The organism is Gluconobacter morbifer G707, from assembly GCF_000234355.1.
GTDB classification, from domain to species: domain Bacteria; phylum Pseudomonadota; class Alphaproteobacteria; order Acetobacterales; family Acetobacteraceae; genus Gluconobacter; species Gluconobacter morbifer.
Map to the genome: position 1 here is coordinate 133821 of NZ_AGQV01000005.1, position 23409 is coordinate 157229.

Annotated in this window: 24 protein-coding genes and 1 tRNA gene; 15 read left to right on the plus strand and 10 right to left on the minus strand. The window is 57.6% G+C overall.

The genetic code is table 11. The annotated features are described in order from the left end of the window. Positions 1-38: 38 nt before the first annotated feature. Positions 39-1187, plus strand: a complete 1149-nt coding sequence (gene dnaJ / locus GMO_RS08180; RefSeq protein WP_008851883.1) for a molecular chaperone DnaJ — start codon at positions 39-41, stop codon at positions 1185-1187. Positions 1188-1264: 77 nt separating this feature from the next. Here dnaJ and GMO_RS08185 read toward each other — a convergent pair whose 3' ends face one another. The 3 genes from GMO_RS08185 to GMO_RS08195 all read right to left on the minus strand — a co-directional run bounded on the left by GMO_RS08185 (position 1265) and on the right by GMO_RS08195 (position 3540). Then, positions 1265-1828 (minus strand): histidine phosphatase family protein, encoded by a 564-nt coding sequence (locus tag GMO_RS08185; RefSeq protein ID WP_008851884.1) that lies wholly within the window; start codon positions 1826-1828, stop codon positions 1265-1267. A 140-nt stretch (positions 1829-1968) separates the two neighbouring features. Then, entirely contained in the window at positions 1969-2865 is an 897-nt protein-coding gene (locus GMO_RS08190) for a fructose bisphosphate aldolase (protein ID WP_008851885.1), read from the minus strand. Between the two features lie 213 nt (positions 2866-3078). After that, a complete protein-coding gene (locus GMO_RS08195; protein WP_008851886.1) occupies positions 3079-3540 on the minus strand; it encodes an RrF2 family transcriptional regulator in 462 nt (153 codons plus the stop codon). An 82-nt stretch (positions 3541-3622) separates the two neighbouring features. Here GMO_RS08195 and GMO_RS08200 point away from each other — a divergent pair, with 82 nt between their 5' ends. Continuing rightward, positions 3623-4804, plus strand: coding sequence for a globin domain-containing protein (locus GMO_RS08200; protein ID WP_008851887.1), 1182 nt, complete (start codon positions 3623-3625; stop codon positions 4802-4804). 76 nt (positions 4805-4880) lie between these two features. Next, the gene (gene dapB, locus GMO_RS08205) at positions 4881-5627 is read left to right on the plus strand and encodes a 4-hydroxy-tetrahydrodipicolinate reductase (RefSeq protein ID WP_008851888.1); all 747 of its coding nucleotides are present in this window, start codon (positions 4881-4883) and stop codon (positions 5625-5627) included. A 26-nt stretch (positions 5628-5653) separates the two neighbouring features. Here the strand turns inward: dapB and GMO_RS08210 are convergent, their stop codons facing one another. After that, complete coding sequence (locus GMO_RS08210) at positions 5654-6451, minus strand: SDR family NAD(P)-dependent oxidoreductase (protein WP_008851889.1); 798 nt, start codon at positions 6449-6451, stop codon at positions 5654-5656. A gap of 297 nt (positions 6452-6748) precedes the next feature. On the opposite strand from GMO_RS08210, the gene metK reads away from it, so the two are divergent. From metK to GMO_RS14400, 7 genes are all read left to right on the plus strand, one after another. Then, entirely contained in the window at positions 6749-7933 is a 1185-nt protein-coding gene (metK, locus tag GMO_RS08215; RefSeq protein WP_008851891.1) for a methionine adenosyltransferase, read from the plus strand. Then, the gene (trmB, locus tag GMO_RS08220; RefSeq protein WP_040508805.1) at positions 7930-8646 is read left to right on the plus strand and encodes a tRNA (guanine(46)-N(7))-methyltransferase TrmB; all 717 of its coding nucleotides are present in this window, start codon (positions 7930-7932) and stop codon (positions 8644-8646) included. The genes metK and trmB overlap by 4 nt, the downstream gene beginning before the upstream one ends. 53 nt (positions 8647-8699) lie before the next feature. Then, the gene (locus GMO_RS08225; RefSeq protein WP_008851893.1) at positions 8700-10340 is read left to right on the plus strand and encodes an electron transfer flavoprotein-ubiquinone oxidoreductase; all 1641 of its coding nucleotides are present in this window, start codon (positions 8700-8702) and stop codon (positions 10338-10340) included. A gap of 105 nt (positions 10341-10445) precedes the next feature. Then, positions 10446-11195 (plus strand): electron transfer flavoprotein subunit beta/FixA family protein, encoded by a 750-nt coding sequence (locus GMO_RS08230; protein WP_040508807.1) that lies wholly within the window; start codon positions 10446-10448, stop codon positions 11193-11195. Further along, positions 11195-12100 (plus strand): electron transfer flavoprotein subunit alpha/FixB family protein, encoded by a 906-nt coding sequence (locus tag GMO_RS08235; protein WP_008851895.1) that lies wholly within the window; start codon positions 11195-11197, stop codon positions 12098-12100. Before GMO_RS08230 ends, GMO_RS08235 begins: the two co-directional genes overlap by 1 nt. A gap of 320 nt (positions 12101-12420) precedes the next feature. Continuing rightward, positions 12421-12497: transfer RNA gene (locus GMO_RS08240), tRNA-Pro, on the plus strand. 213 nt (positions 12498-12710) lie between these two features. Next, positions 12711-12860 carry a hypothetical protein gene (locus GMO_RS14400; protein WP_008851897.1) on the plus strand — a complete coding sequence of 50 codons (150 nt, stop codon included), beginning with the start codon at positions 12711-12713 and terminating at the stop codon, positions 12858-12860. Between the two features lie 71 nt (positions 12861-12931). Here GMO_RS14400 and GMO_RS08245 read toward each other — a convergent pair whose 3' ends face one another. Both GMO_RS08245 and GMO_RS08250 read right to left on the minus strand, forming a co-directional pair. Continuing rightward, positions 12932-14230: a glycoside hydrolase family 68 protein gene (locus tag GMO_RS08245; RefSeq protein WP_083813636.1), complete on the minus strand. Its 1299-nt coding sequence runs from the start codon at positions 14228-14230 to the stop codon at positions 12932-12934. Between the two features lie 57 nt (positions 14231-14287). Then, a complete protein-coding gene (locus GMO_RS08250; RefSeq protein ID WP_008851899.1) occupies positions 14288-14575 on the minus strand; it encodes a hypothetical protein in 288 nt (95 codons plus the stop codon). On the opposite strand from GMO_RS08250, the gene GMO_RS14185 reads away from it, so the two are divergent. Together GMO_RS14185 and GMO_RS08255 are read left to right on the plus strand one after the other, a co-directional pair. Continuing rightward, on the plus strand, positions 14563-14760 hold the full coding sequence (locus GMO_RS14185; protein ID WP_139064415.1) for a hypothetical protein: 198 nt from the start codon (positions 14563-14565) through the stop codon (positions 14758-14760). The two genes, GMO_RS08250 and GMO_RS14185, sit on opposite strands and share 13 nt — an antisense overlap. A 79-nt stretch (positions 14761-14839) precedes the next feature. Next, complete coding sequence (locus tag GMO_RS08255; RefSeq protein ID WP_040508726.1) at positions 14840-15211, plus strand: hypothetical protein; 372 nt, start codon at positions 14840-14842, stop codon at positions 15209-15211. A gap of 73 nt (positions 15212-15284) precedes the next feature. On the opposite strand, the gene hemH is transcribed toward GMO_RS08255, so the two are convergent. After that, the gene (gene hemH / locus GMO_RS08260; RefSeq protein WP_008851901.1) at positions 15285-16316 is read right to left on the minus strand and encodes a ferrochelatase; all 1032 of its coding nucleotides are present in this window, start codon (positions 16314-16316) and stop codon (positions 15285-15287) included. Between the two features lie 459 nt (positions 16317-16775). Between hemH and GMO_RS08265 the strand changes: the two genes are divergently transcribed. Beyond that, on the plus strand, positions 16776-17198 hold the full coding sequence (locus GMO_RS08265; RefSeq protein WP_008851902.1) for a host attachment protein: 423 nt from the start codon (positions 16776-16778) through the stop codon (positions 17196-17198). Between the two features lie 148 nt (positions 17199-17346). On the opposite strand, the gene GMO_RS08270 is transcribed toward GMO_RS08265, so the two are convergent. The 3 genes from GMO_RS08270 to GMO_RS08280 form a co-directional block, all read right to left on the minus strand. Continuing rightward, a complete protein-coding gene (locus GMO_RS08270; protein ID WP_008851903.1) occupies positions 17347-18414 on the minus strand; it encodes an aspartate-semialdehyde dehydrogenase in 1068 nt (355 codons plus the stop codon). A gap of 27 nt (positions 18415-18441) precedes the next feature. Then, positions 18442-19080, minus strand: coding sequence for a 2OG-Fe(II) oxygenase (locus tag GMO_RS08275; protein ID WP_040508729.1), 639 nt, complete (start codon positions 19078-19080; stop codon positions 18442-18444). A gap of 79 nt (positions 19081-19159) precedes the next feature. Then, on the minus strand, positions 19160-19486 hold the full coding sequence (locus tag GMO_RS08280; protein WP_040508730.1) for a hypothetical protein: 327 nt from the start codon (positions 19484-19486) through the stop codon (positions 19160-19162). Between the two features lie 169 nt (positions 19487-19655). On the opposite strand from GMO_RS08280, the gene GMO_RS08285 reads away from it, so the two are divergent. Both GMO_RS08285 and GMO_RS08290 read left to right on the plus strand, forming a co-directional pair. Then, on the plus strand, positions 19656-20615 hold the full coding sequence (locus tag GMO_RS08285) for an alpha/beta hydrolase (protein WP_040508731.1): 960 nt from the start codon (positions 19656-19658) through the stop codon (positions 20613-20615). 447 nt (positions 20616-21062) lie between these two features. Continuing rightward, positions 21063-23282, plus strand: coding sequence for a TonB-dependent receptor domain-containing protein (locus GMO_RS08290; RefSeq protein WP_008851907.1), 2220 nt, complete (start codon positions 21063-21065; stop codon positions 23280-23282). Positions 23283-23409 lie beyond the last annotated feature (127 nt).

Sequence of the window (23409 nt, forward strand, 5' to 3'; positions counted from 1 at the left end):
ACCGCCCCTTTTCCCGGCCCTCAAGACAAGGACCGCTCATGGCCACGAAAATCGATTATTACGAATGCCTTGAAGTTTCCCGCACGGCTTCTGCGGACGAGCTGAAAAAAGCCTTCCGCAAGCAGGCCATGCGTTACCACCCTGACCGCAATCCGGGCGATGCGACGGCTGAACAGAAGTTCAAGGAAATCAACGAAGCCTATGACGTCCTGAAGGACGACCAGAAGCGCGCCGCCTATGACCAGTACGGCCATGCCGCGTTTGAAGGCGGCATGGGCGGCGGCGGCTTTGGCGGTGGTTTTGGTGGCTTCGGCGGCGCAGGCCCCGGCGGCTTGGGCGATATCTTCGAACAGATGTTCGGAGACATGATGGGCGGTCGTCGTGGCGGCCGGCGCACAGGCGCGGACGTTCAGGTACATGTCGAGATTTCGCTGATGGAGGCTTTCTCTGGATGCAAGAAAGATGTGGAAGTCCGCACCCGCGGTGCCTGTGAAGCCTGCCATGGTTCGGGCTCTGCCGATGCGGACGGGGGCAGCAGCACCTGTCCGACATGCCACGGTGCCGGCAAGGTGCGGGCGCAGCAGGGTTTCTTCCTTGTCGAGCGTCCCTGCCCTACCTGTCATGGTTCGGGCAGGACGGTCCGCAATCCGTGCAAGGTCTGTCATGGCACGGGAACGGAAGCCAAAACCGAAACCATCTCCATCGATATTCCCGCTGGCGTCGAGGATGGAACGCGCATCCGCATGGCCGGGCGTGGCGAAGCCGGAGGCGAAGGCGTCCAGCCGGGCGACCTGTACGTTCACATCTCGGTAGAGAACCACTCTATCTTCCAGCGTGATGGCGCCAACATCTACTGCCGCGTTCCCCTGCGCATGACGCAGGCGGCACTGGGCACGGAAGTGGAAGTTCCGGTCATTGATGGCAGCCGCAGCAAGGTCCGCATCCCGGCCGGGACCCAGACAGGTGAAACCTTCCGTCTGCGCGGCAAGGGCTTCTCCGTCCTGCGCTCGTCTGCACGGGGAGACATGTATATTCAGGTCAGCGTCGAAACACCGCACCACCTGACGAAACGCCAGCGCGAACTTCTGGAAGAATTCGAGCAGGAAGCAGGGGACGATCACACAAAGGCAAGCCCGGAAAACAGTGGCTTCTTCGCCAAGGTCCGGGACTTCTTCGAAGGACGCTGATCCGACTGCAGATCACGGCCCTCCCATCGGAAACGGCCCTGACCGGGAAGGTCAGGGCCGTTTCCCGTTTCAGTATGTCAGGCGTTCAGTTTCCGGATGACCCGTGCATCCCGGTGAAAACCAAGAATGGAAACAGAACCTGTATCCAGAACAATATGCTCTCCCAGCCTGACATCTCCTGTTGCCCAGACTCCAATAACGGAACGCAGGATATGGGCATGGGCGAACAGGAGCGTCGTTCCGCCCAATTCGAGGAGATGGTTCACCAGTCGGGTCGCGCGTAACTGCACATCGGCAGTCGTTTCCCCATTGGGGACGGAAGACGTCCACAGGGACCAGCCCGGTTCGGCACTGGCAATTTCGGCGGATGTCCGCCCTTCATAAATACCGTAATCCCATTCCAGCAGATCCTGCTCTATCTGTGCCCGCGCCTCATATCCAGCGAGGGCACAGGTTTCGCGCGCTCTTTGCAGCGGGCTACAGAGCACATGATCAAAAGCCTGTCCCGACAGCCGGGGTGCCAGAGACTGCGCCTGCTTTCGCCCGTTTTCCGTCAGGGAAATATCGGTGCGGCCTGTATGCTGGCCGCTCAACGTCCATTCCGTCTCACCATGACGGACAAGCCAGAGGGTCGTCGTCATTGCAGCACATCCTTGCAGTCTATCTCCGTCATGGCTCCATCAGGACCATGATTGCCGACCAAGGACGGAGAAAAGGGAAAAGGTCAGATGCGGGTCAGCGAGCGTCCCGACAGATTACGAACGCCCGCGCTCCGGGATGATCAGGTCTTGTTGACCGAGGCGTCGTAGATCTTGCCCACGGTCTGGCCGAGGATGGCGTTGAACTCCTCATCGGACTGTGAAACCCGCAAGTCATCCACAAGCGCCCGCGAAAAACTGGCAATCATGCCGTGATTGGCTTTCAGCCGTTCACAGGCCGTGTCCAGCGGATACCCACCCGAAAGAGCGACAATGCGCTGAATCCGCGGATGCTCTGCAAGCGAAGCGTACAGATCGGCCTTCTCCGGGATCGTGACTTTCAGCATGACCGGATAATCGCCCGGCAGCGCCTCGATACCACGGGTGAGCTCCTGAAGCAGAAGGTCTTCCGCTTTCGCCTTTTCAGGGCTTTTCACCAGTACTTCCGGCTCCAGGATCGGCACAAGATCATGAGACGCCACCTGCGCCGCCAGCTCGTACTGCTGCTGGACAATTGCCCGGATGGCATCAGGATTGGCAAGACGGATGACCGAACGTTCCTTGGTGCCATACACACCCAGCTTCACGGCGCGGGCCAGCAGGGCATCCAGGCCGGGAATGGGCTTCATGAGCTGCACCCCGTCCTTTTCTGCTTCAAGTCCCTTGTCGATCTTCAGGAAGGGAACAATGTCAGATTCCTTCCAGAGATAGGTAGGCACCGGCGTCCCGTTCACATCGCCATCCATGGTTCTTTCGAACAGGATGGCTCCTATGACCTTGTGCGTCCTGAAAGCAGGTGATGTGATGATCCGGACCCGCATCTCATGCATCAGGCGGAACATCTCTTCGTCGTTCGAATAGGCGTCTGAGCCAATGCCGTACTGGGCCAGGGCTTTCGGGGTCGAACCGCCACTCTGGTCGAGCGCTGCAATAAAGCCCGGTTTCCCGGCGATCTGACGGACCATGGTTGCATCAGGCATGAAAACCGCTTCCTTTTCTGAGTCTCAAGACTCGCATTAACGGCTGACCTTCGCGCGGGATGGACGCCGTATCCAATCACATTGAGACGAAAACAGCCTGTCTGTCTTCCAGAGCCAGGCGCGGCACTCCCCGAAAAAGAGATTTCCGGCCAGAATCCGGAATATAACTCCATTCCAGTGACATAATATGTCAGATACATCCCCGTTCACCGCTCAGGGCCGTTCAGGTTGGACTGAACTAGCGGGCGCCAGAAGCACGGCTTCCTTTCCCGTCAGAAGATCGGCCACCGTGTAACGGTCGAACACGGACATAAAAGCGCCCAGCGCCTCTCCAAGCACTCCACGCAGCACGCAGGCCGACAGGAGAATGCAGGGCTGCCCGTCCGTGCTGTTCCGCCCTTCGCAATCCACCAACGCTATGTCTTCTTCCGTGAACCGGATGACATCACCGACCACGATCTGGTCAGCGGGACGCGCCAGAACGAGCCCGCCGCCTCGTCCGCGGATGGTGGTAACAAATCCCCCCTGCCCCAGCCGATGCACGACTTTCACAAGATGATTTTCGGAGATCCGATAGGCCTGCGCGATTTCACGGATCGAGACACGGCGGGTTGTATGAACGCCGAGATGGATCAGAACGCGCAGGGCATAATCAGTATGAAGAGTGAGACGCATGGCGGTCTCTTCTTGCAGGATTGACAGTGTGAAGTCACGTTCTTAAAGGTATATTTTAAATATACCTTTAAGGGGACCGCTCATGTCCACTTCTTCCGATCGCAGTCTGACGCCCGGGGATATCGCCATCATCAAGGCCACCGTCCCGGCTCTTGAGGCACACGGCCTCGACATCACCACGGAAATGTATCGCCGCCTTCTGGCCGATCCCACCATCGCGGAAATGTTCGACCCGGCTCATCAGAAGAATGGCGCCCAGCCCCGCGCCCTTGCCATGGCCGTGCTGGCCTATGCGAAGAACATCGACAATCTGGGTGTCATGGGCAGCGCAGTGGAGCGTATTGCCCAGAAGCATGTCAGCCTCGAAATCCAGCCAGAGCATTATCCGCATGTAGCGACCGCCCTGCTCGGCGCCATCAAATCCGTACTGGGCGATGCCGCAACTCCGGACATCCTGAACGCCTGGGGCAAGGCCTACTGGGCACTGGCCGATATCCTGATCGGTCGTGAACATCAGCTCTATGACGCCAGCGCTCATGCCGAAGGCGGCTGGACCGGCTGGCGTCCGTTCATTATCGACCGCACGGAACGCAACTGCGAGACCGCCACGTCCGTCTATCTGCGTCCTGCCGACAACAAGCCGGTCATCGCACCCAAGCCGGGTCAGTATCTGGGTGTCGATCTTGAGATTCCGGGCCATGGCCGCACACGCCGCAATTACAGCATCACCTCCAGCGGACATCGCCATGGTTACCGGATCACCGCCCGACATATCCCGAATGGCGCGGTCTCAACCTGGCTGAACAGTGACCAGTGCCCCGGCACGCCGGTTCTGCTGTCTCCGCCCGCCGGTGATTTCACATTGCCGGAAAAACTGAACGGTCCGATCGCGTTCGTTGCCGCCGGGATCGGCATCACACCCTTCATCCCGATGCTGGATGTTCTGAGCCGCCCGGAAAACACGACGCCCGTACAGATCGTTCAGGTTGCCCATTCTTCGGCAACCGCTCCGTTCGCGCGTGAACTGGCCGAGGTGGCCCGTAATTCGGATGGACGCATCCGGCTGACCACGCGCCTGACGGAAAAGGATGGACATCCGGATGCCGTCTGGGTGGCGCAGCAGATCCCGGCAGAAGCCACCGTCTATATCTGCGGCCCACTCGGCTTCATGCGGGATATCGTGAATGGCCTTCCGAAAGCCGGCATCGCGACAAACCGGCTCCGGTACGAAACTTTCGGTCCGGATACCGGCGTCACGGACTGAGCCGTTTCCAAAAGGGTGCAGAGCGGATGCTTTCCGCCTTGCATCCTCCATTCGATTGGTGATGAGTTGTCCCATCATGACAACATCCCCAAAAATCGGCATTGCCGGCATCACCGGTCGGCTTGGCACCCTCTGCGCCGAAGAGGCCGGAACAGCCCTCGCGGGCGGTCTGTCCCGTACAGCGGATCCGTCCCGTCACGTCACCGACAGCCCATCCGCTCTGGCGCGGCAGTGCGATGTGATCATTGACGTCAGCCACGCCTCGACCGTGCGCTCACATGCAAAGGCCTTTACGGCGGCCGGCTGCGGCTGGGTTCTGGGCACGACAGGTCTCGATGCTTCAGATCAGAAAGCGGTCGAAGAAGCCGCACGGAAAATCCCCGTTCTGCAGGCCGCGAATTTTTCTCCGGCTCTCACACTGTTTCTCGATCTGGCCCGGCAGCTCGGCGCGGCCCTTCCCGATTATGATGCGGAAATTCTGGAAATCCATCATCGCCAGAAGCTTGATGCGCCCTCCGGCACGGCCTTGGCCATTGGCCGTGCCGTTGCGGGCGGTCGCGGCGTAAAACTGGAAGACGTCGCCCGGACGGATCAGAATAACCGTCGCCCAGACGGAGCAATCGGATTTGCCTCTCTCCGGGGCGGCCAGATTGTCGGAGAACATGATCTGGTCCTGATGGCGGCAGACGAGCAGATCACGCTGTCGCATCGGGCCCTGGATCGCCGCGTTTTTGCCCGTGGCGCGCTGATGGCGGCACGATGGTTGGCAGGATGCCCGGCCGGGCTGTATGGCATGGCGGATGTCCTGAAGCGGAAGGACTAAGCCCTTCCGCTCCTTGGAAACTGGTATCAGCCGCCGCAGATCGGCAGATTGACGCCTGTCATGTAGCTGGAGTCATCCCCCAGCAGGAAAGCGACCACTCCCGGGATTTCATTGATGTTGCCATAGCGGCGCATCGGCACGCTGCCGATCATCTGCTTGGCGACCTCTTCGGTATTGGTGGAAAAATACTGCGTCCCGGCCTTGGCCTGGAGCTCCACCTGGCGGTCCCACATGAAACCGGGCCCCATGTAGCCCGGGCTGATCGCATTGACGCGAATGTTGTAAGGCGCCAGATCCTGCGACGCCGTTTCCGTCAGCGCGATGATCGCTCCCTTGGATGCACCATAGGCCGCCATGTTCGGCGGTCCTTTCACCCCGGCCATGCTCGCCGTATTGACGATGCGACCGTATTTATTGGTTACCATGTGTCGCGATACGGCTTTCAGCACGTGAAAAGCCCCCGTCACGTTGATGGACAGGACGCGGGGGAAGTCTTCGGAGGGATATTCCTGCACCGGCGCAAAAGCTCCCTGATACCCGGCATTGTTAAACAGGAAATCGATTTTGCCGAACGTATGGATGATCTCCTCGACCACGTCGATGACATTCTGTTCATTCGTCACGTCGCAGACATAGGATGAGGTTTTCACGCCTTTTGCGTGGATTTCGGCTTCCGCCTTGTCCAGCGCGTCCCGGTTCATGTCGAGCAGGGCGATGTCCGTTCCGTCCTCTGCCAGTCGCAGGGCCGTTGCCAGACCAATATTGCCGCCCGCACCTGTAACCAGACAGACTTTACCGCTAAACTTCTTTCCCGATACTGTCATTGGTTCTGTTCCCGGATAATGGTGTTGCAGTTTTCAGCGTACAGGAAGCAGACAGGAACACCCAATACCGCCCCGGCTGAAAAACGACGTATCCGATGATTTTTCTTCCGCGTCACAGATGTCCCGGACAGCGGAAAATTTCCTCCCATTCCGTGGGAACTCTTTTGACCAATGTCGCTCCTGCCCCCTTGACCCTTGCGTCCAATTCGGCCAAGCCCTCACCTTCCATGATGCCGCAGTCTCTCTGCCAGACTGGCTGCGACCCTTCTCACCACTCATTCCCTGCGAGGTCCCTGAGTGCGCAATCACGGCGATTTCCTGTTCACCTCCGAATCCGTTTCCGAGGGTCACCCCGACAAGGTAGCGGACCGTATTTCCGATACCGTACTGGATGCCTATCTTTCTGCCGACCCGGAAGCGCGTGTTGCGTGTGAGACGCTGGTCACGACCAACCGCGTCATTCTGGCCGGTGAGGTTCGCGGCCCCAAATCCGTCGAAGACACGCTGATCGACCGTGCCCGCGATGCCATCAAGGACATCGGTTACGACCAAGAAGGCTTTTCCTGGAAAAAAGCGGACATCACGTCTTACCTCCACGCCCAGTCCGCCGATATCGCCCAGGGCGTCGACAGCGCAAGCGACAAGGACGAAGGTGCCGGCGATCAGGGCATCATGTTCGGTTACGCTACGCGTGAGACCGAGCATCTCATGCCGGCGCCGCTCTATTACGCCCAGACGATCCTCGAGCGTATCCGCGACTACCGCAAGAACGGTGACGCACGCGGTGTCGGCCTGCTACCGGACGCCAAGAGCCAGGTGACGCTGCGTTATGTCGACGGCAAGCCGGTAGGTGTCACGTCCGTCGTGATTTCCACCCAGCATGTCGAAGGCCTGAGCCAGAACACGATCCGCGAGACGCTGCGCGACGTTGTGCGCGAAGTCCTGCCGGACGGCTGGATGTGCCCGGAAGACGAGTTCTACGTGAACCCGACCGGCAACTTCGTGATCGGCGGCCCGGATGGCGACGCCGGCCTGACGGGCCGCAAGATCATCGTCGATACCTATGGTGGCGCAGCTCCGCATGGCGGCGGTGCTTTCTCCGGCAAGGATCCTACGAAAGTAGACCGTTCCGCAGCCTATGCCGCACGCTACCTCGCGAAAAACGTCGTTGCTGCAGGTCTTGCCGATCGCTGCACGATCCAGCTCAGCTACGCCATCGGCGTATCCAAGCCGCTATCGGTCTATGTCGACCTCGACGAGACGGGCAAGGATGTGGACGAAGCGCGTCTCGGCAAGATCCTGAACGAAGTTGTGGATCTGTCCCCTCGGGGCATCCGCAGGCATCTGCGCCTGAACCGTCCGATCTATGTACCGACTTCCGCCTATGGACATTTCGGGCGTGCGCCAGATCCGGTACTGGACAACTTCACGTGGGAACAGACCGACCTGGTCACCACGCTGAAGAACGCCCTGAACCGATAAGACCACGGGGCAAAACCCTGACACAGTCCCTCAAACCCCAGCCGGAGCGGCTTTATGGCCGTCAGCGCGGCCATCCGCTCCGCCAGAGACAGCAGCGCCTCCTTGATGAGGCGCTGCCGCGCTTTTCCTTCATGTCTCCGGGAAACCCAACCGCCGGTTTCTCGGATCCGGTTTCGCGCGTGTTTCTTGAAATCGGATTCGGCGGCGGCGAACATGCTGCAGCACAGTCCGAAATGAATCCGGATGTCGGCTATATTGCTTCCGAAGTCTTCGAAAACGGCCTGTGTTCGCTCCTGTCCCGGCTCGTCCCGGAAGAAGAAGAAGCCACGGCCGCGCCTCCCCCGCATTTCCGCATCTGGCCCGAAGACGCCCGCCAGCTCCTGAAAACCATGCCGGATGCCAGTGTGGACCGGGCCTATCTGATGTTCCCGGATCCGTGGCCCAAATCCCGCCACGCCAAACGCCGCTTCGTTCATCCGGAAAACCTTCGGGAACTGCACCGCGTTCTCAAGCCGGGCGCCATCTGGCGGGTTGCCAGCGATCATCCGGTCTATCAGGAATGGGTGACGGAGGTGATGGGCCAGCAGGATCTGTTCGATGCGCCAGCGCCTGTGACGGAACGGCCAGATGACTGGTCTCCGACCCGTTACGAAGCCAAGGCTTTCCGCGAGGGACGCCAGCCCTTCTACTGGACCTTCACGCGACTTCCGTAAAATCCTGACGTCGGTGCGGCGTCGTTTCTGTCTTACAGCGAGTTCCTGACATCATGACCCAGATCGAACGCGAAGAAATGGAATTTGATGTCGTGGTGGTCGGTGGTGGTCCCGCCGGCCTGTCCGCGGCCATCCGCCTCAAACAACTCGCACCGGACACGACGGTCTGCCTGATCGAGAAAGGCAGCGAGATCGGCGCGCATATCGTTTCCGGTGCGGTGATCGAGCCGCGCGCCCTAGAGGAACTACTCCCGAACTGGCGTGACCTGAACGCTCCCCTGCGGACGCAGGTCACGGAAGAGCGGATGCTGTTCCTGACGGAAAGCCGCGCCATCCAGATCCCGTATCTGGACCGCGTGATGCCGCACATGGCCAATCACGGCAATTACGTCGTCTCCCTTGGCGAAGTCTGCCGCTGGCTCGGTGAGCAGGCCGAAGCCCTTGGTGTTGAAGTCTATCCAGGCTTTCCCGGTGCGGAACTGTTCATCGAGGACAATCGCGTCGCCGGTGTCGTCACCGGTGACATGGGCATCGAACGCGACGGAACGCATGGTCCGAATTTCACCCCCGGCATGATCCTGCGCGCGAAACAGACCATCCTGACGGAAGGTGCGCGTGGCTCCCTTTCCGCCCATGCCATGAAGCGCTTTGGTCTGCGCAAGGGCGTCGATCCGCAGACCTATGGCCTTGGCGTCAAGGAAGTCTGGGAAATTCCGGCGGAAAAACACCGTCCAGGTCTGGTGCAGCACAGCTTCGGCTGGCCACTCGATGATCACACCTATGGCGGAGCATGGCTGTATCATTTCGGGGAAAACCTGGTCAGCTACGGCTTCGTGACCGGTCTTGATTACAGCAATACCTATCTCTCGCCTTTCGAGGAAATGCAGCGCACCAAACTGCATCCTGCCTTTCGCGAGCATTTCGAAGGGGGCAAGCGCCTGATCTATGGTGCGCGCGCCCTGTCGGAAGGTGGGTTCCAGTCCATTCCGCGCCTGACGTTCCCTGGTGGCGTGCTGGCCGGTGACTCTGCCGGTTTCCTGAACGTACCCAAGATCAAGGGAACCCATACGGCCATGAAATCCGGCATGATCGCCGCGGAGGCTGTATTTGAAGCACTGGAGAAAGACCGCAGGGAAGCCGCCAGCATGACGGCGCGCGTGCGGGACTCGTGGCTATGGTCCGAACTGCGAGACGTCCGCAACATCAGGCCTGCGTTCTCGAAATGGGGCATGAAGCTCGGTGCACTCTATTCCGGCATCGACAGCATGATCTTCCGTGGGCGCGCGCCCTGGACACTGCATCATCGGCACGGCGATAACGAAACACTCAAACCGGCATCTCTGTGCGAAAAGATTGCCTATCCCAAACCGGATAACAAAATCACCTTCGACCGCGTTAGTTCCGTTTTCCTCAGTGCGACAAACCATGAGGAAAACCAGCCCGTTCATCTTAGGCTGCGGAACCAGGCCATCTGGAAGACCGTCAATCATGACGTCTTCGATTCGCCGGAAAGCCGTTACTGCCCCGCAGGCGTGTACGAGCAGGAAAAAACCGGCGAAAATGACTGGAATCTGCGGATCAACGCGCAGAATTGCGTGCACTGCAAGACCTGTGACATCAAGGATCCCACCCAGAATATTGAGTGGTGCACGCCTGAAGGCGGTGGCGGCCCGAACTATCCGGTTGGGATGTAAAGTTCCGGCCCATCGGGCGCATCTGATCGCGGGGGTGTGACTTTTCAGGCTGTCACCGCTACGATGCCGCCCGTTTTCCAGCGGCGACAGCAGCGAAAGATGACGATGAAAGTTCTTGTCCCAGTCAAAAGGGTGGTCGATTACAACGTCAAGGTGCGGGTAGCGGCCGATGGCAGCGGCGTCGAAACGCAGGGCGTGAAAATGTCCATGAATCCGTTCGACGAAATTGCCGCTGAAGAAGCGGTACGCCTTCGTGAAAAAGGTGCGGCAAGCGAAGTAGTGGTCGTGACCATCGGTCCGCAGGTGGCACAGGATGTCCTGCGCACGGCGATGGCCATGGGGGCGGACCGGGCCATTCTGGTCCGGACGGACGAGACGCTGGAACCGCGGGCCGTCGCCAACGCTCTCAAGGCGATTGTCGAACGCGAACAGCCGGGTCTTGTCTGCATGGGCAAACAGGCGATCGATGACGACATGAACGCCACGGGGCAGATGCTCGCCGCCAAGCTGGGTTGGCCCCAGGGCACGTTCGCCAGCAGCGTGGCCGTTGCGGATGGTCGCGTTGAAGTCGCTCGTGAAATCGATGGCGGAATCGAGACGATTGCCCTGACGCTCCCTGCCGTCATCACGGCGGACCTGCGCCTGAACGAACCGCGCTACGCTTCCCTGCCGAACATCATGAAGGCCCGCAAGAAGCCGCTTGAGGCACTGGATGTCGACAGCCTCGGCGTTGATCTTGCCCCGCGCCTGACGGTCGTTTCCGTGACCGAGCCACCTGCCCGCAAGGAAGGCGTGAAGGTGAACAGCGCAGCCGAACTGGTCGAGAAGCTCAAGACAGAAGCGAAGGTGATCTAATGACCGCTCTTGTTCTGGTTGAAGTCGAGAACGGTGAAGTCCGTCAGGCTTCCCGTTCCGCCATCGCCGCAGCCTCCCGGTTCGGGGATGTGGATGCCCTCGTCTTTGGTGAAGGTGCTGACGCCGCTGCCCGCCTGCCGGGTATTGCACGTGTCCTGAGCGTTCCCTCGCTCGCCAATGAACTGGCCGAACCGGCTGCCGCATTGCTGGCGTCCCGCGCAAAGGATTACAGCCATATCGTGGCGGCCGCCTCCGCAACGGGCAAGAACATTCTTCCACGTCTCGCAGGTCTTCTGGATGTCCAGCCCATCCCGGATGTCATCGAGATCAAGGACGCCGAGACCTTTGTGCGCCCGATCTATGCAGGAAACGCACTGGCGACCGTTCGCTCCGCTGACAGCATCAAGGTGCTGACGGTACGCGGCTCCAACTTCGATCCGGTGGCAAAGGATGGCGGTTCTGCTCCCATCGAGACACTGGATGCGCCGGCTGGGGAAACTTCCGCTTTCGTGAAGGTCGAACTTTCCACTTCCGACCGCCCGGAACTGGAATCTGCGCGCGTAGTAATTTCTGGCGGCAAGGGCATGAAGGACGCAGCAAACTTCAAGCTGCTCGAACCGATTGCCGACAAGATGAATGCTGCCATCGGTGCCTCTCGGGCAGCCGTGGACTCCGGTTTTGCTCCCAACGAGATGCAGGTTGGCCAGACCGGAAAGATCGTAGCGCCAGAGCTCTATATCGCCGTGGGCCTGTCCGGTGCGATCCAGCATCTGGCCGGCATGAAGGACAGCCGCGTCATCGTGGCCATCAATGCCGATCCGGAAGCTCCGATCTTCAAAGTCGCGGATTACGGGATTGTCGGCGATCTGTTCCAGATCCTTCCGGAACTCGAAAAATCCCTGTAAGGCTCAGGGTTTCAAGGCCGGATAACAGGAAAAGCGGGTGTTTCCATAGCAGAACGCCCGCTTTTTTCATGACACTTCGTGAGGGAAATTTTCTTGGTTCCCGCAGACCGCCTTTTTGTCATGGATGACAATTCCGGCGATTGCCAAGGCAGTGCCGCGGATGGTGGAGTCGGCTTTCTTCCATTGTGGAATCTTCAGGGACAGGTTCAGACCGTTCTGTAGTCACGAAGAAATCCGAGGTGAATGGCGCTCGTCCTGTAATTTTTCATCGGAGCCCCTTGCGTGAATTACACATCCCTTGTAGGAAAAGCGCCGTCGGCCGGAGTGTAGCTCAGCCTGGTAGAGCACTGTGTTCGGGACGCAGGGGCCGGAGGTTCGAATCCTCTCACTCCGACCAGCCGATTTTAGAAAAGCCCCAAAAATTTATCGATTGGTTCAGGCAGACATACGGTACGCCCGTCTGTTCGTCTCCACATGAACAGCGGCATAAAAGCCCCTGCCCCCGGTGCCGCATTTGCGTAAGATATCGGCATGTGGATCTCTCCGTTGCAAAAATGGATTTTCCACCTTCTGTCATGCAATACTCGTTTCCATCCCAGAGGAGGAAATCATGACACCTGATCCGGAAGACAACGATCCCTGTCCCGACAGCATGAACCCGGACGATCTGGCTGCTCAGGAAACCCTGCGTGAAGATGCGGAAAATGACGGGGAAGCCACTATGAACTCCATGTTCGACAACCCCCTGCCTTACGGCTGAATCGTCTCTTTATCTCCTGAAACGCAAAAAAATGCCTTCCCCCCAATCGGGAGGAAGGCAAAAGACCTAGCTCAGGAACGCTTATCCCAGGCCGCGCCGGTTGGCCAGGCAGCCTGTGCGTAAACCTGACCGTAGGCATGAACTTCGGTCAGATAAGTACGCTCGCCCTCCAGCACGATCTTCACGGTCGGCGCGAGCGTCCCACCGATGCGATAGGTTGTCGGATTTTCCGGATCCGTGGAGCCGGGCTGCGGTAGCGTGTCGATGAAAGACTGGACGTAACCTGCCGGATCCACGAAATGCGAGTAGGTTTCGTAAGGAGCACTGGAAGGGTTCCCCAGAACAAGGCCGGAGCCATTCAGCGGAGCATACGGTCCGAAGATACCGTTGCGCGATACGAAACCATACACTCCGTCCGGGCCGGTGCTGTTACCCGTAAACGTCGAGTGATGGGAAATCGTAAACAGGTAAGTCAGACCATCCTGGAAGACGAGATGCGGACGCTCCGTCTGGTCATTGACCCCGAGCGCCGTCACCAGCGCGGGCATCAGTTCCCAACGTGAAAAATCTCCTTCCTTGTAATCGGAGACAAGCCGCGCAATGCCAATGGCGGCCGCACCGTACTGTGCGCCGCCCGGCACCGTCGTCGCAGGGGGCACAAAGCCCATTTCGTCCGTACCGATCGTGAAATCGCCCCGCATTCCCGGCACATTGCCTTCGAACAGCGCATAGATTTCACCATCACCCGGATTGCGGAACACATGCGGGTCACGGAAATCCCAATACGGATCCTCGACGATATTGGCGTAATTTACGCCATCGGCCTGGAACATGTCCGTGCAGACATCGAAACCTTCCAGCCAGACACCATTTTCATCCGCCATGACCTGACCGGATGTATGGGCCGGAACGGATTCAGACGGAGTCCCGTTCACAGACGTATAGAAAAGGTCCACGACATTGCCGGTCCCTTCCCGCATCACGGAACAGCCAGACCATTCCCAGTCACGCTTGTTGGCACCCATCTTGATGACATTGCCACCGAACACCCAGTCGGAACCATTACCGGTCTTGCTGTAGTAATAGGCAATGTAGGAGTAGTTGTTACGGCTATGCCAGCCTTCCACGTTATCACCCGTGGCGGAACGATCCGCCACGAGGGCGAACATGACATACCAGCCTTTGTACGTGACGGTACGACCCTGGATGTCCCGCAGCAGCCAAGTGTCCCACTGCCAGACATTGGAATCGATGACCGGGAAAGCATAGTCGATCACCGGCATGGTTGTTGTGGGATCATCCGCATGAATTTTCATGGCGTCGGCAATAGTCCAGCGCGAGCTATACTGATTGACAGCAGAAGCGTTCATTATTTTTTTCCGTATTGAATTGTTTTCAGAAGAAAAACCGCACGATCGTCGTACGTATTACCTGTCTCCGGACTTTGGAGACGGAGAGGGTTCTGCTTCCTTCGCATAAGAAGATGCAGCTTTCGAAGGCTGTGCAGACATGCGCAGATGCGTGGCTGCCCAGCCGATATTCAGACCGAGAAATGCAATCAGGCGGTAAGGACCGCTAAAAAATGATTTTTCCTGGGGTGGCGGCACAAACACCGTGACCAGCTTGCAGGAGATGATGAAGAGAGCCACCCACAATTCATAACGGGTCGGTATGTCCGCCAGCAGGCCGGACATATCGAAAGATGAAATATCCACGACAAGGAATCCTGCTGAATAAGACAAAAAAAGAGGCGCTACCGAACGGCGCGCCTCTGGAAAAACTATTTTCTGAAATCTTTTATCGAGCCGGTGACAAGTTAATTATGGCTCAATGCCACAGTTATAGAAAAACGCTGCGCGCAATGCAAGCCCTGATTTGTCCCCCGATGAGCGCCAGTTGAAAGTCCGGGGCTTTCTGCCTATTTCTGATGCCCAACAGTCTCTCTTTTCATGAGAGACCGGAACAAAGGAACTGTCTTCATGACCAGCAAGACTCGGGCCCTTCTGGCTCTTACAGCTCTGCTTTCGGCTTCACCCGCTCTGGCTGAACCTGGCGGATGCCTGAAATATGGCGCAGTTGGCGCGGTTGGCGGTCATGTAGCCAATCATCATGGTGTGGTTGGCGCAGTCGGCGGATGCGCCGCAGGCATGTACCGTCGCCACGAGTACCGCAAAGGCCTGCGTGAAAAAGCCGCACTGTGGGACAAGGAACATCCCGCTGATCCGAACGCAAGCTGGTGGCAGCGCCATCATGATGCTGCTTCCGTTCAACAGAAAGCGGACTGGTACGACCTCGAACATCCGCAGCCCGGTCAGCCAGGCATGAACACGCCGCCGGCCCCGCAGCGTTAAGACAAACAGAAAACCCCGCCTTTTTACGGCGGGGTTTTTTTCTGAAAGTCCTAAAGCCTGGCGTCGTGCTCGATCACTCGCGCGCGAACCCGCGTAACGCGGAGCGGGACAGACCTTCCAGCAGGTCCACCGCTTCCGGCGTGTCATTCAGGCAGGGGATGATGGCAAATTCTTCGCCACCTGCCGCAATAAACTCTTCCCTCAGTTCATTGCCGATTTCATCCAGCGTCTCCAGACAATCCGTCATGAAACCCGGCATGATGACCGCGATTCTCTTGATACCCTGCGCGGGAAGGCCCGTCACATAAGGCGCGGTGTAAGGCTGGATCCATTCCAGCGGCCCGAAACGTGACTGGAAAGTCATCGGCATTTGATCCGGCTCCAGGCCAAGGCTTTTCCGCAACGCCACGATCGTCCGCTCACATTCATCCCGATAGGTATCACCTTTTTCCACACAGACCTTGGGCAGACCATGAAAGGACGCCACGATCTGCTGCGGTTTGAAGGGAAGCGCCTTTAGGGTCTGCTGCACCGATTCTGCCAGTGCCCTAATGAACAGCGGATGATCCGGAAAAGATGGCAGCGTCAGAACAGACGGTTGACGACGCAACGTCATCAGCGCCCGGAACACCTGATCATTCGCGGTGGCAGTCGTTGTAGCGGAATACTGGGGATAAAGCGGGATACAGACAATCCGGTCACAGCCCTGATCCATCAGGCTGGCAACTGCCGTTTTTACGGATGGCTGGCCATAGCGCATGCCCCATTCCACCGGAATGCCGTCAGCACGCAGCCTTTCGCCAAGCTTTTCAGCCTGCCGGCGGGTATAGACCCGTAATGGTGAAGCATTTTCTTCTCGATCCCAGATGCGCGCATAATTCGCGCCACTGGCGAAAGGACGTTTTGCAAGGACAATGCCCTGAAGAATGGGCTGCCAGATCAAGGGCGGACTTTCGATTACGCGCCGATCGGAAAGAAACTCGCTCAGATAACGCCGGACAGCGAGATAACCTGTGTCATCGGGCGTACCAAGATTAACGAGCAGGACACCTGACCGCCCTTCAGGCGGAGGAGCAATACGGGAGGTTTTATGAAAAAATGTCATAGTGCCCTTTACCTTGGGGCCGGGCACGACAAGAGGAAAGAGAAAATCGTATGCAGGATACGCGTCCCTTTCGGGACGCTATCGTCGGTGCCTTACTCTCGCATAGGAGAGACTAGACTTCAGAGATCCTTGCGAGGTACAGTAGGCGAACAGCGCCAGAGCGACACCCAGTGGGCCGATATACGGCAGAAGAGCATTCGTCAGAGCCATACTTGCCTCCTTAGAGCCCTGATGGAAGTTTTTCTTGAGGGCTCGATTCAGAGATTGAGCATCTCCGGCAGCGTATTCAAGAAAAAAACGCATCCTTTGCGAAAAAAATGCTCCATTCCCAGAAATATTGTTTTCTATCAAGAAGGTAGCGAGAAAGGAATCGTCTCGCTCTTGCAAGATGGTGCAACCATCCCATCTCAGTTCTGTTAAAATTCAATCAGTTCGATTGAACCGTAAGGAATTGTAGTTATGGCTACCCAGGATCCTGTCATTTACGTTGTCGCCGATGGTGAGAAAGCCCGTTTTCTTCGCCTTGAAGGCCCCCAGCTCCGCACCATTGTCAGCTTTGACCTGCACAAGGGATCAAATGCAGAAAAGGATGTCGGCTCCATCAAGGCGCCTCATACCAACCCGAACGAACAGCTGAAGGTTCGTTTCACCCATGATCTGGCCGGTCACATCAACAAGGCTGCACAGGATAGCAATGTGGAAGGCATTCTGCTGATCGCTCCGGCGGACGCTCTCCATGCCATCCGCGAGCATCTTGACAAGCCGACCACGAAGAAACTGTTCAAGACCCTGACAAAGGACCTGACAAACGTCAGCGACCACGATCTTCTCAAGCATCTGGACCGTCCGGAAACAGGTTGGCCCGAACTCTCCCCGGTCTGATCCCGGGCACGATCTGAACAGATTGTACAGTCTGACGTCTCTTCCGGTCCTTCCGGACAAGAACGTCAGACAAAAACAGAAAAGCGCACCAGGAGGATCGCTCCGGTGCGCTTTTTTTTGTCATCAACCCTATGGAAGGATCAGGCGCTTAGACCGCCTCATCCTCATCAGGAATTTCATTCCGCCTGAAAAGCTGGCCATCTTTCAGCAGTCCCTGCTGGACAATGCTTTCCGCAATCTGCACCGCATTCAGGGCTGCCCCTTTGCGCAGGTTGTCAGACACGCACCAGAAAGCCAGACCATTCTCGACAGACGGATCAATCCGTAGCCGGGACACATACGTCGCATCCTCACCGACACATTCAATCGGCGTGACATATCCCCCATCTTCACGCTCATCGCGCAGGATGACGCCAGGGGCCTTGCGCAGAGCTTCCCGTGCCTTTTTCAGGTCGACCGGCTTTTCACATTCGATGCTGATGGCTTCAGAATGACCAATGAAAACCGGAACACGCACGCAGGTTGCCAGAACCTGAATGTCGGGATCGAGAATCTTGCGCGTCTCGACCGCCATCTTCCATTCTTCCTTGGTAGAGCCATCCTCAAGGAAACGGTCGATATGCGGGATCACATTGAAAGCAATCTGCTTCGTGAACTGGGCCACCGTCGGAGGATCGTTGACGAACGTCCCTTTCGTCTGGGCAAACAGCTCGTCCATGCCATCCTTGCCCGCGCCGGACACCGCCTGATAGGTGGACACGACAACACGCCGGATATTGAACAGGTCATGCAGCGGCTTGAGCGCCACCACCATCTGGGCCGTCGAGCAGTTGGGGTTTGCGATAATTCCCCGGCTCGCCTTCTTCAGTGCCGATGCGTTCACTTCCGGCACGACGAGGGGAATGCCGGGTTCCATGCGGAAATGGGACGTATTGTCGATCACTACGCATCCGGCCGCTGCGGCTTTTGGCGCATACTTGGCTGAAACGGCCCCACCTGGCGAAAAGAGGGCAATATCCCATCCCTTGAAGTCGAACGTCTCAAGATTCTGGACCTTCAGAACCTTGTCATCTCCAAAAGAAACCTCCCGACCAACCGATCGCGGCGACGCCAGCGCCACCACCTCGTCCGCCGGGAAATTGCGTTCCGCCAGAATGCGCAGCAGTTCCCGCCCCACCGCTCCCGTGGCGCCAACGACTGCAACCCGATATCCCATGATGTTTCTTTCCGTTTTCTTAAAAATTCAGCCCGTGAAGGGCAGGCGCTTTGCCAGCGCCGAAAGACGGTGACGCCGCAGCTCGTACTGCGCCTTGCGTCCCGTCGCCATGTAATTGAGCTGAATCGCATACCGCGTTCCCACGAACTGCCGATGCCCGTGCCATGTGTCCGGCCCGTTCGGAAACACCAGCAGCGTTCCTTCGGCAGGTGTTACCTCAACGTCGTAATCCTCGACATCATCCGGCCCGTTCAGAAGCCGGAGACATCCGTCGCGCGATGCCCAGTCTTCTCCCCCCGGGTTCAGATAGAGCAGGACCGTCACCAGTTTGGCGTCAGAATCCCGATGAATCCGTCCGTCCTTCTCGCGCGTACGACCTCGGACAGTCAGCATGGTCGGCGCCTTCGCCAGATCCAGCCCGAATTTCTCCGCAATGATGGCTTTGAGCTTCGGCCCCTGCAATTCGGCGATCATGGCGGAAACATCCGGAGGCAACCTGAGTGCTTCAGGGGGGAAAGAACCACCGGACCTCATTTCCGGAAGTCCGGATACCACCCTTCTGAGATCCGTATCCCCTACGAAGTGCGGCACTACCACATGGGGAAATGGCTTCTCCTCCACCGGAACGTGCTTCAAGGCATCATAATCAAGAGAAATCCTGCTCATGCTTCGGAAAGCTAGACGTGCCCACGACGGGCGACAAGGCCTATTCCGTGTCTGTCAGGCCATCTGACATGAAAGGATATTACCCTTTCCGCAGCTTATGAGGCCGAACCACCCTGTTCGTGGCCAGATAACGAACATATCCTGCTCCCAGCCGGTTTGCTCCACCGGAACAGACCTGCGGGCGGGCGGGCTCATTCACCGCCGGCCCCCAGGCCGTATGCAGCAGTCTGGGCGTGACCTGACAGATCACGGAACGACGGTCCACGGCTGACATGCCAATATCTTCCACCAGATCATCCTGTACGGACACGGTCTGTACGACCGGCGTCCGATCCCGGGCCTCTCCCGCGGAAACATCAATCGTCATGAGAGCAAGCAAAAACAGTAGAGCACGCACGAGTACCATTCCCCATCACAGGGCCGGCCACACAGTCGGCACAGGAACATGACGACTCTCGCCCCGAAAAGTTGCGGCAACTTTGTGGCAGGTTTGCCAGATTTTTGCCTTCAACCCGGCGGACGACTGGATATCTTGCCTTTTTCACTGTTTTTCGCCCCAGCATGAAAGCGGTTCCATGGATACCCTTCCCCTTCTGCGTCCCGAACTTCTCCCTCTCGTCGAACGGACAGGCAGCACGGATGTTTCCGCAGAAACGCTGACGTCCTTCCGCGCCTTTCTCGACCAGAAAGCAGGACAGGCTTTCCTTCAGGCCGAAGATTACCCCGTCAAACTCGAACAGCTTCATATTCCCGGCCCCGATGGCGCACCGGATATCCGCCTTTTCACCCTACGTCCCGACAAAAGCAGTTCGGAATCACGCCCCGTCCTGCTGCATTTTCATGGCGGCGGACAGGTGGCCGGACGTCCCGAGCTCGCTACCACCCAGCTTTGCAAATTCGTACAGGCGCTGGATTGCGTCGTCATTTCTCCCGATTACCGCCTCGCTCCGGAGACACCCTTTCCCGGTGGTCTTGAGGATGCCTACACCACGCTCTGCTGGATTCACGACAATGCCGACAGCCTCGGAATCGACCCCGCGAAAATCGGCGTGACAGGAGAAAGCGCGGGCGGCAACATCGCCACTGCCGTCTGCCTGCTGGCCCGCGACCGGAAAGGCCCGGCCATTCTTTTCCAGAACCTGCTGTATCCCATGCTGGATGACCGGACGATCATTGGTGAATCCGATCCTTCTCCCGTCGCCGGACAGTTCATCTGGACCCGCGCCAGCAATACCTATTCCTGGCAGGCTTTCCTGAACCCGGTGCTCCCTGCCAGTGCGGACGTTTCCGTCTATGCATCGCCCGCCCGCGCCACAGACCTGTCGGGGCTTCCGCCTGCCTTCCTCTCTGTTGGCACGCTGGATCTGTTCCTGGATGAAAACCTGACCTATGCCCGTGCCCTCATTCGCAGCGGCATCCCCGTAGAACTGGAAGTGATCCCCGGCGCCTGTCACGTTTTCGATGAAATGGAGACCTCCTTTGGGCGAAAATCCCTGGAGCGACGCATTGCGTCAATGGCGTACTATTTCGGATAAAAAACAAATTGGCATTCAACAAAGAGATTGCGATTATATGTTTTAATTAAAGTAACAAATGCCAGGAATAGGTTTTTGTCCGCTCTTGAAAGACAGCACAGCTGAGGCTGTGTTGTTTTTCTGCATCATTACTATAGCAACAGGAAAAGAACCCTCATTCAACATATTGTTTTGTGAATTTTTTTTGACATACGATGTTTCCCGATACGCACCGTTTAATCTCGGAAAACAGGAACACGATCCACCATGAATGGATTGGGACGACATCTGCTCTCTAGTGCTGCTCTTGCCGGTCTCCTCATTGGTACGACCCAGGCGAGTACAATTTCTGCCACCAGCAAAAAATCACGCAGTCCAATGCACTCCGTTCGTCCCGGGCATCACCCTCAGACCACTGCTCATGCCGTGCACAAACGGCCCGCAGAGGTCAAATCGGGCTCCGAGACAATGACCATTCACGTCCATCGCCGGGGCGGCCATAGTGCGGTCGAAGTCGTCAGCCGCCAGACGATGGATCACTTCGTGGCCGGTACAAGCCCGATGCAGATCCTGGCCCTTACCACACCGGGTGCCAATTTTGCCTCCGACGATGCGTTTGGCCTCGATACGGTCGCCAATACGCTTTATGTCCGTGGCTTCAACCAGACACAGCTCGGCGTCTCGATGGATGGCATTCCCATGGGCGGCCAGGGCTTCCATAACTGGAACGGCCTGGGTGTGGACCAGATGGAAATCCAGGAAAATATCAGCAGCCTGACCATGTCCCAGGGAGCAGGCGCACTGGACACTCCTTCAGCCCAGACCCTTGGCGGCGCCATCACCTTTGCTACGGATGATCCGCTGGACAAGGCCGGTGGGCGTGTGAGCCAGCTGTTCGGCAGCTACAATGCCTTCCGGACCTTCGGACGCGTGGACAGTGGTGTCCTGAACCACACCGGCACAAAATTTTACGCCGCCTATGCCCGGACCGATCAGAACAACTGGAAAGGTTATGGCGATCAGCAGGAACAGCAGGCCAATTTCAAACTGGTCCAGCCCGTGGGCGACCGTGGTAAGATTACGGCTGTCTTCGACTATTCGAACTTCTCCCAGTACAACTATCTCGGTCTAACCAAGAACATGTGGGAGAAGATGGGGCGAAACACCACCTATCTGAAACCCAACTACGCCCTCTCCAAGGAATATGCCACCTACGCGCAGAACGGCGGCGTTCCACCGGGACTGGAAGGCGTCCTGTCCAACGACGAAGTCGGCGACTATGCCTATGACGGAACCCAGATCCAGCGGAACTATCTGTCCGCCATCACGGGTGATTTCCATCTGTTCCCGAACGTCGATTCCAAGACCGTTGCTTACGCACATGTCTCGAACGGTGATTACGCCGGAACCAATCCGTTCCTAGTCTCACCGTCCTCGCAGGTCCCCATGGCGCTGGAAGTCGGTCATCCGGATGTGCGCCGTCTTGGCCTGGTACAGAACTTCGATATTCACGCCGGCTACAACAACACCATCAAGACCGGTGTCTGGTACGAGAATGACCGCTTCAACTACCCGATGATGATGTACGAGGACGGCGTCAACTATCCCCATGCGTCCCTCTCCGGCTTCACGAACGGGACCCAGTGGTACAGCGACTCGTTCAATACCAATACATTCCAGTTCTACCTTCAGGATACCTACCGGATCATCCCGGGTATGACCGTCACTGCCGGCTTCAAGTCCATGCTTCAGACAACCCATGGTGGCACCAGCACGGACAATACTGAAAAATATTCGAACTGGGGCACCTATTACAGCCACCCGGCCACGGGTAGCCTGACGGCCGCCGATGCGTTCCTGCCGCATTTCAATTTCGACTATCACTTCCTGAATCATCATGAAGTCTATTTCGATATTGCTGAAAACATGCGGGCCTATGATTATGGCCAGCAGTCTTCAAGCGGCACGGCCTGGGGCGGTCTGGGCACTGCTACCAATTCGGCGCAGAGTGTTTTCAACGCGAACCTGAAAACCCTCAGACCCGAACGCACATGGAACTATGTCGTCGGGTACCGCTACAATTCCACCCTCTTCTCGGGAAGCGTGGATTTCTACCACACCGATTACTACAACCGTCTGGCAGCGATCACGACCGGATCAACCAGCAACACCTACGGCGCCTTCATCAATGTCGGACGTGAAACAATGAACGGCGCAGACGTCGCTGGAACGCTACGTCCTGTCCGCGGTCTCGCCATCACGAACAGCTTCAGCTGGAACAATGCCACCTATGAGGACTCCCACCTTCCGTATAATGGTGGTTACGTCAGCATCAAGGGCAAGCATCAGGTCTATTACCCGAAGTTCATGTACAAGGTGGACGTCAGTTATACCTGGCATCATGCCACGTTCAACTTCAATACGACTTACACCAGCGCCCGTCAGATGACCTATACCAATGACGAGCAGATCCCGGCTTACTGGACCTCGAACCTGAACCTGGCCTATGACTTCGGCAAAGTCGGTTTTGCCCAGAATCTCAAGACGACGTTTGGTATCACCAACCTGTATAATCAGAACTATATCGGCGGCGTCTACGGCGCGGCTTCCGTTGCCGGTGATGACAACGCCAACCTGTTCGTCGCTGCGCCACGCGAATTCTTCGGGACCGTAGCCGCACAGTTCTGAACGCAAGAATTCAGAGAAAAGACAGACAGGAAACGGACAGGGTCATGCCTGTCCGTTTTTCGTTCTGGCATTTCCCAACAGGCCAATGACATGCCGGATGCGATAAAAAAACGCTTCTCCCTGTCAG

Bases quoted from the DNA above. Each gene is read 5' to 3' on its own strand.
- dnaJ (WP_008851883.1), top strand. From the start codon at position 39: ATGGCCACGAAAATCGATTATTACGAATGCCTTGAAGTTTCCCGCACG.
- GMO_RS08185 (WP_008851884.1), bottom strand. From the start codon at position 1,828: ATGACGACGACCCTCTGGCTTGTCCGTCATGGTGAGACGGAATGGACG.
- GMO_RS08190 (WP_008851885.1), bottom strand. From the start codon at position 2,865: ATGCCTGATGCAACCATGGTCCGTCAGATCGCCGGGAAACCGGGCTTT.
- GMO_RS08195 (WP_008851886.1), bottom strand. From the start codon at position 3,540: ATGCGTCTCACTCTTCATACTGATTATGCCCTGCGCGTTCTGATCCAT.
- GMO_RS08200 (WP_008851887.1), top strand. From the start codon at position 3,623: ATGTCCACTTCTTCCGATCGCAGTCTGACGCCCGGGGATATCGCCATC.
- dapB (WP_008851888.1), top strand. From the start codon at position 4,881: ATGACAACATCCCCAAAAATCGGCATTGCCGGCATCACCGGTCGGCTT.
- GMO_RS08210 (WP_008851889.1), bottom strand. From the start codon at position 6,451: ATGACAGTATCGGGAAAGAAGTTTAGCGGTAAAGTCTGTCTGGTTACA.
- GMO_RS08225 (WP_008851893.1), top strand. From the start codon at position 8,700: ATGACCCAGATCGAACGCGAAGAAATGGAATTTGATGTCGTGGTGGTC.
- GMO_RS08230 (WP_040508807.1), top strand. From the start codon at position 10,446: ATGAAAGTTCTTGTCCCAGTCAAAAGGGTGGTCGATTACAACGTCAAG.
- GMO_RS08235 (WP_008851895.1), top strand. From the start codon at position 11,195: ATGACCGCTCTTGTTCTGGTTGAAGTCGAGAACGGTGAAGTCCGTCAG.
- GMO_RS14400 (WP_008851897.1), top strand. From the start codon at position 12,711: ATGACACCTGATCCGGAAGACAACGATCCCTGTCCCGACAGCATGAAC.
- GMO_RS08245 (WP_083813636.1), bottom strand. From the start codon at position 14,230: ATGAACGCTTCTGCTGTCAATCAGTATAGCTCGCGCTGGACTATTGCC.
- GMO_RS14185 (WP_139064415.1), top strand. From the start codon at position 14,563: ATGAAATATCCACGACAAGGAATCCTGCTGAATAAGACAAAAAAAGAG.
- GMO_RS08255 (WP_040508726.1), top strand. From the start codon at position 14,840: ATGACCAGCAAGACTCGGGCCCTTCTGGCTCTTACAGCTCTGCTTTCG.
- hemH (WP_008851901.1), bottom strand. From the start codon at position 16,316: ATGACATTTTTTCATAAAACCTCCCGTATTGCTCCTCCGCCTGAAGGG.
- GMO_RS08265 (WP_008851902.1), top strand. From the start codon at position 16,776: ATGGCTACCCAGGATCCTGTCATTTACGTTGTCGCCGATGGTGAGAAA.
- GMO_RS08270 (WP_008851903.1), bottom strand. From the start codon at position 18,414: ATGGGATATCGGGTTGCAGTCGTTGGCGCCACGGGAGCGGTGGGGCGG.
- GMO_RS08275 (WP_040508729.1), bottom strand. From the start codon at position 19,080: ATGAGCAGGATTTCTCTTGATTATGATGCCTTGAAGCACGTTCCGGTG.
- GMO_RS08280 (WP_040508730.1), bottom strand. From the start codon at position 19,486: ATGGTACTCGTGCGTGCTCTACTGTTTTTGCTTGCTCTCATGACGATT.
- GMO_RS08285 (WP_040508731.1), top strand. From the start codon at position 19,656: ATGGATACCCTTCCCCTTCTGCGTCCCGAACTTCTCCCTCTCGTCGAA.
- GMO_RS08290 (WP_008851907.1), top strand. From the start codon at position 21,063: ATGACCATTCACGTCCATCGCCGGGGCGGCCATAGTGCGGTCGAAGTC.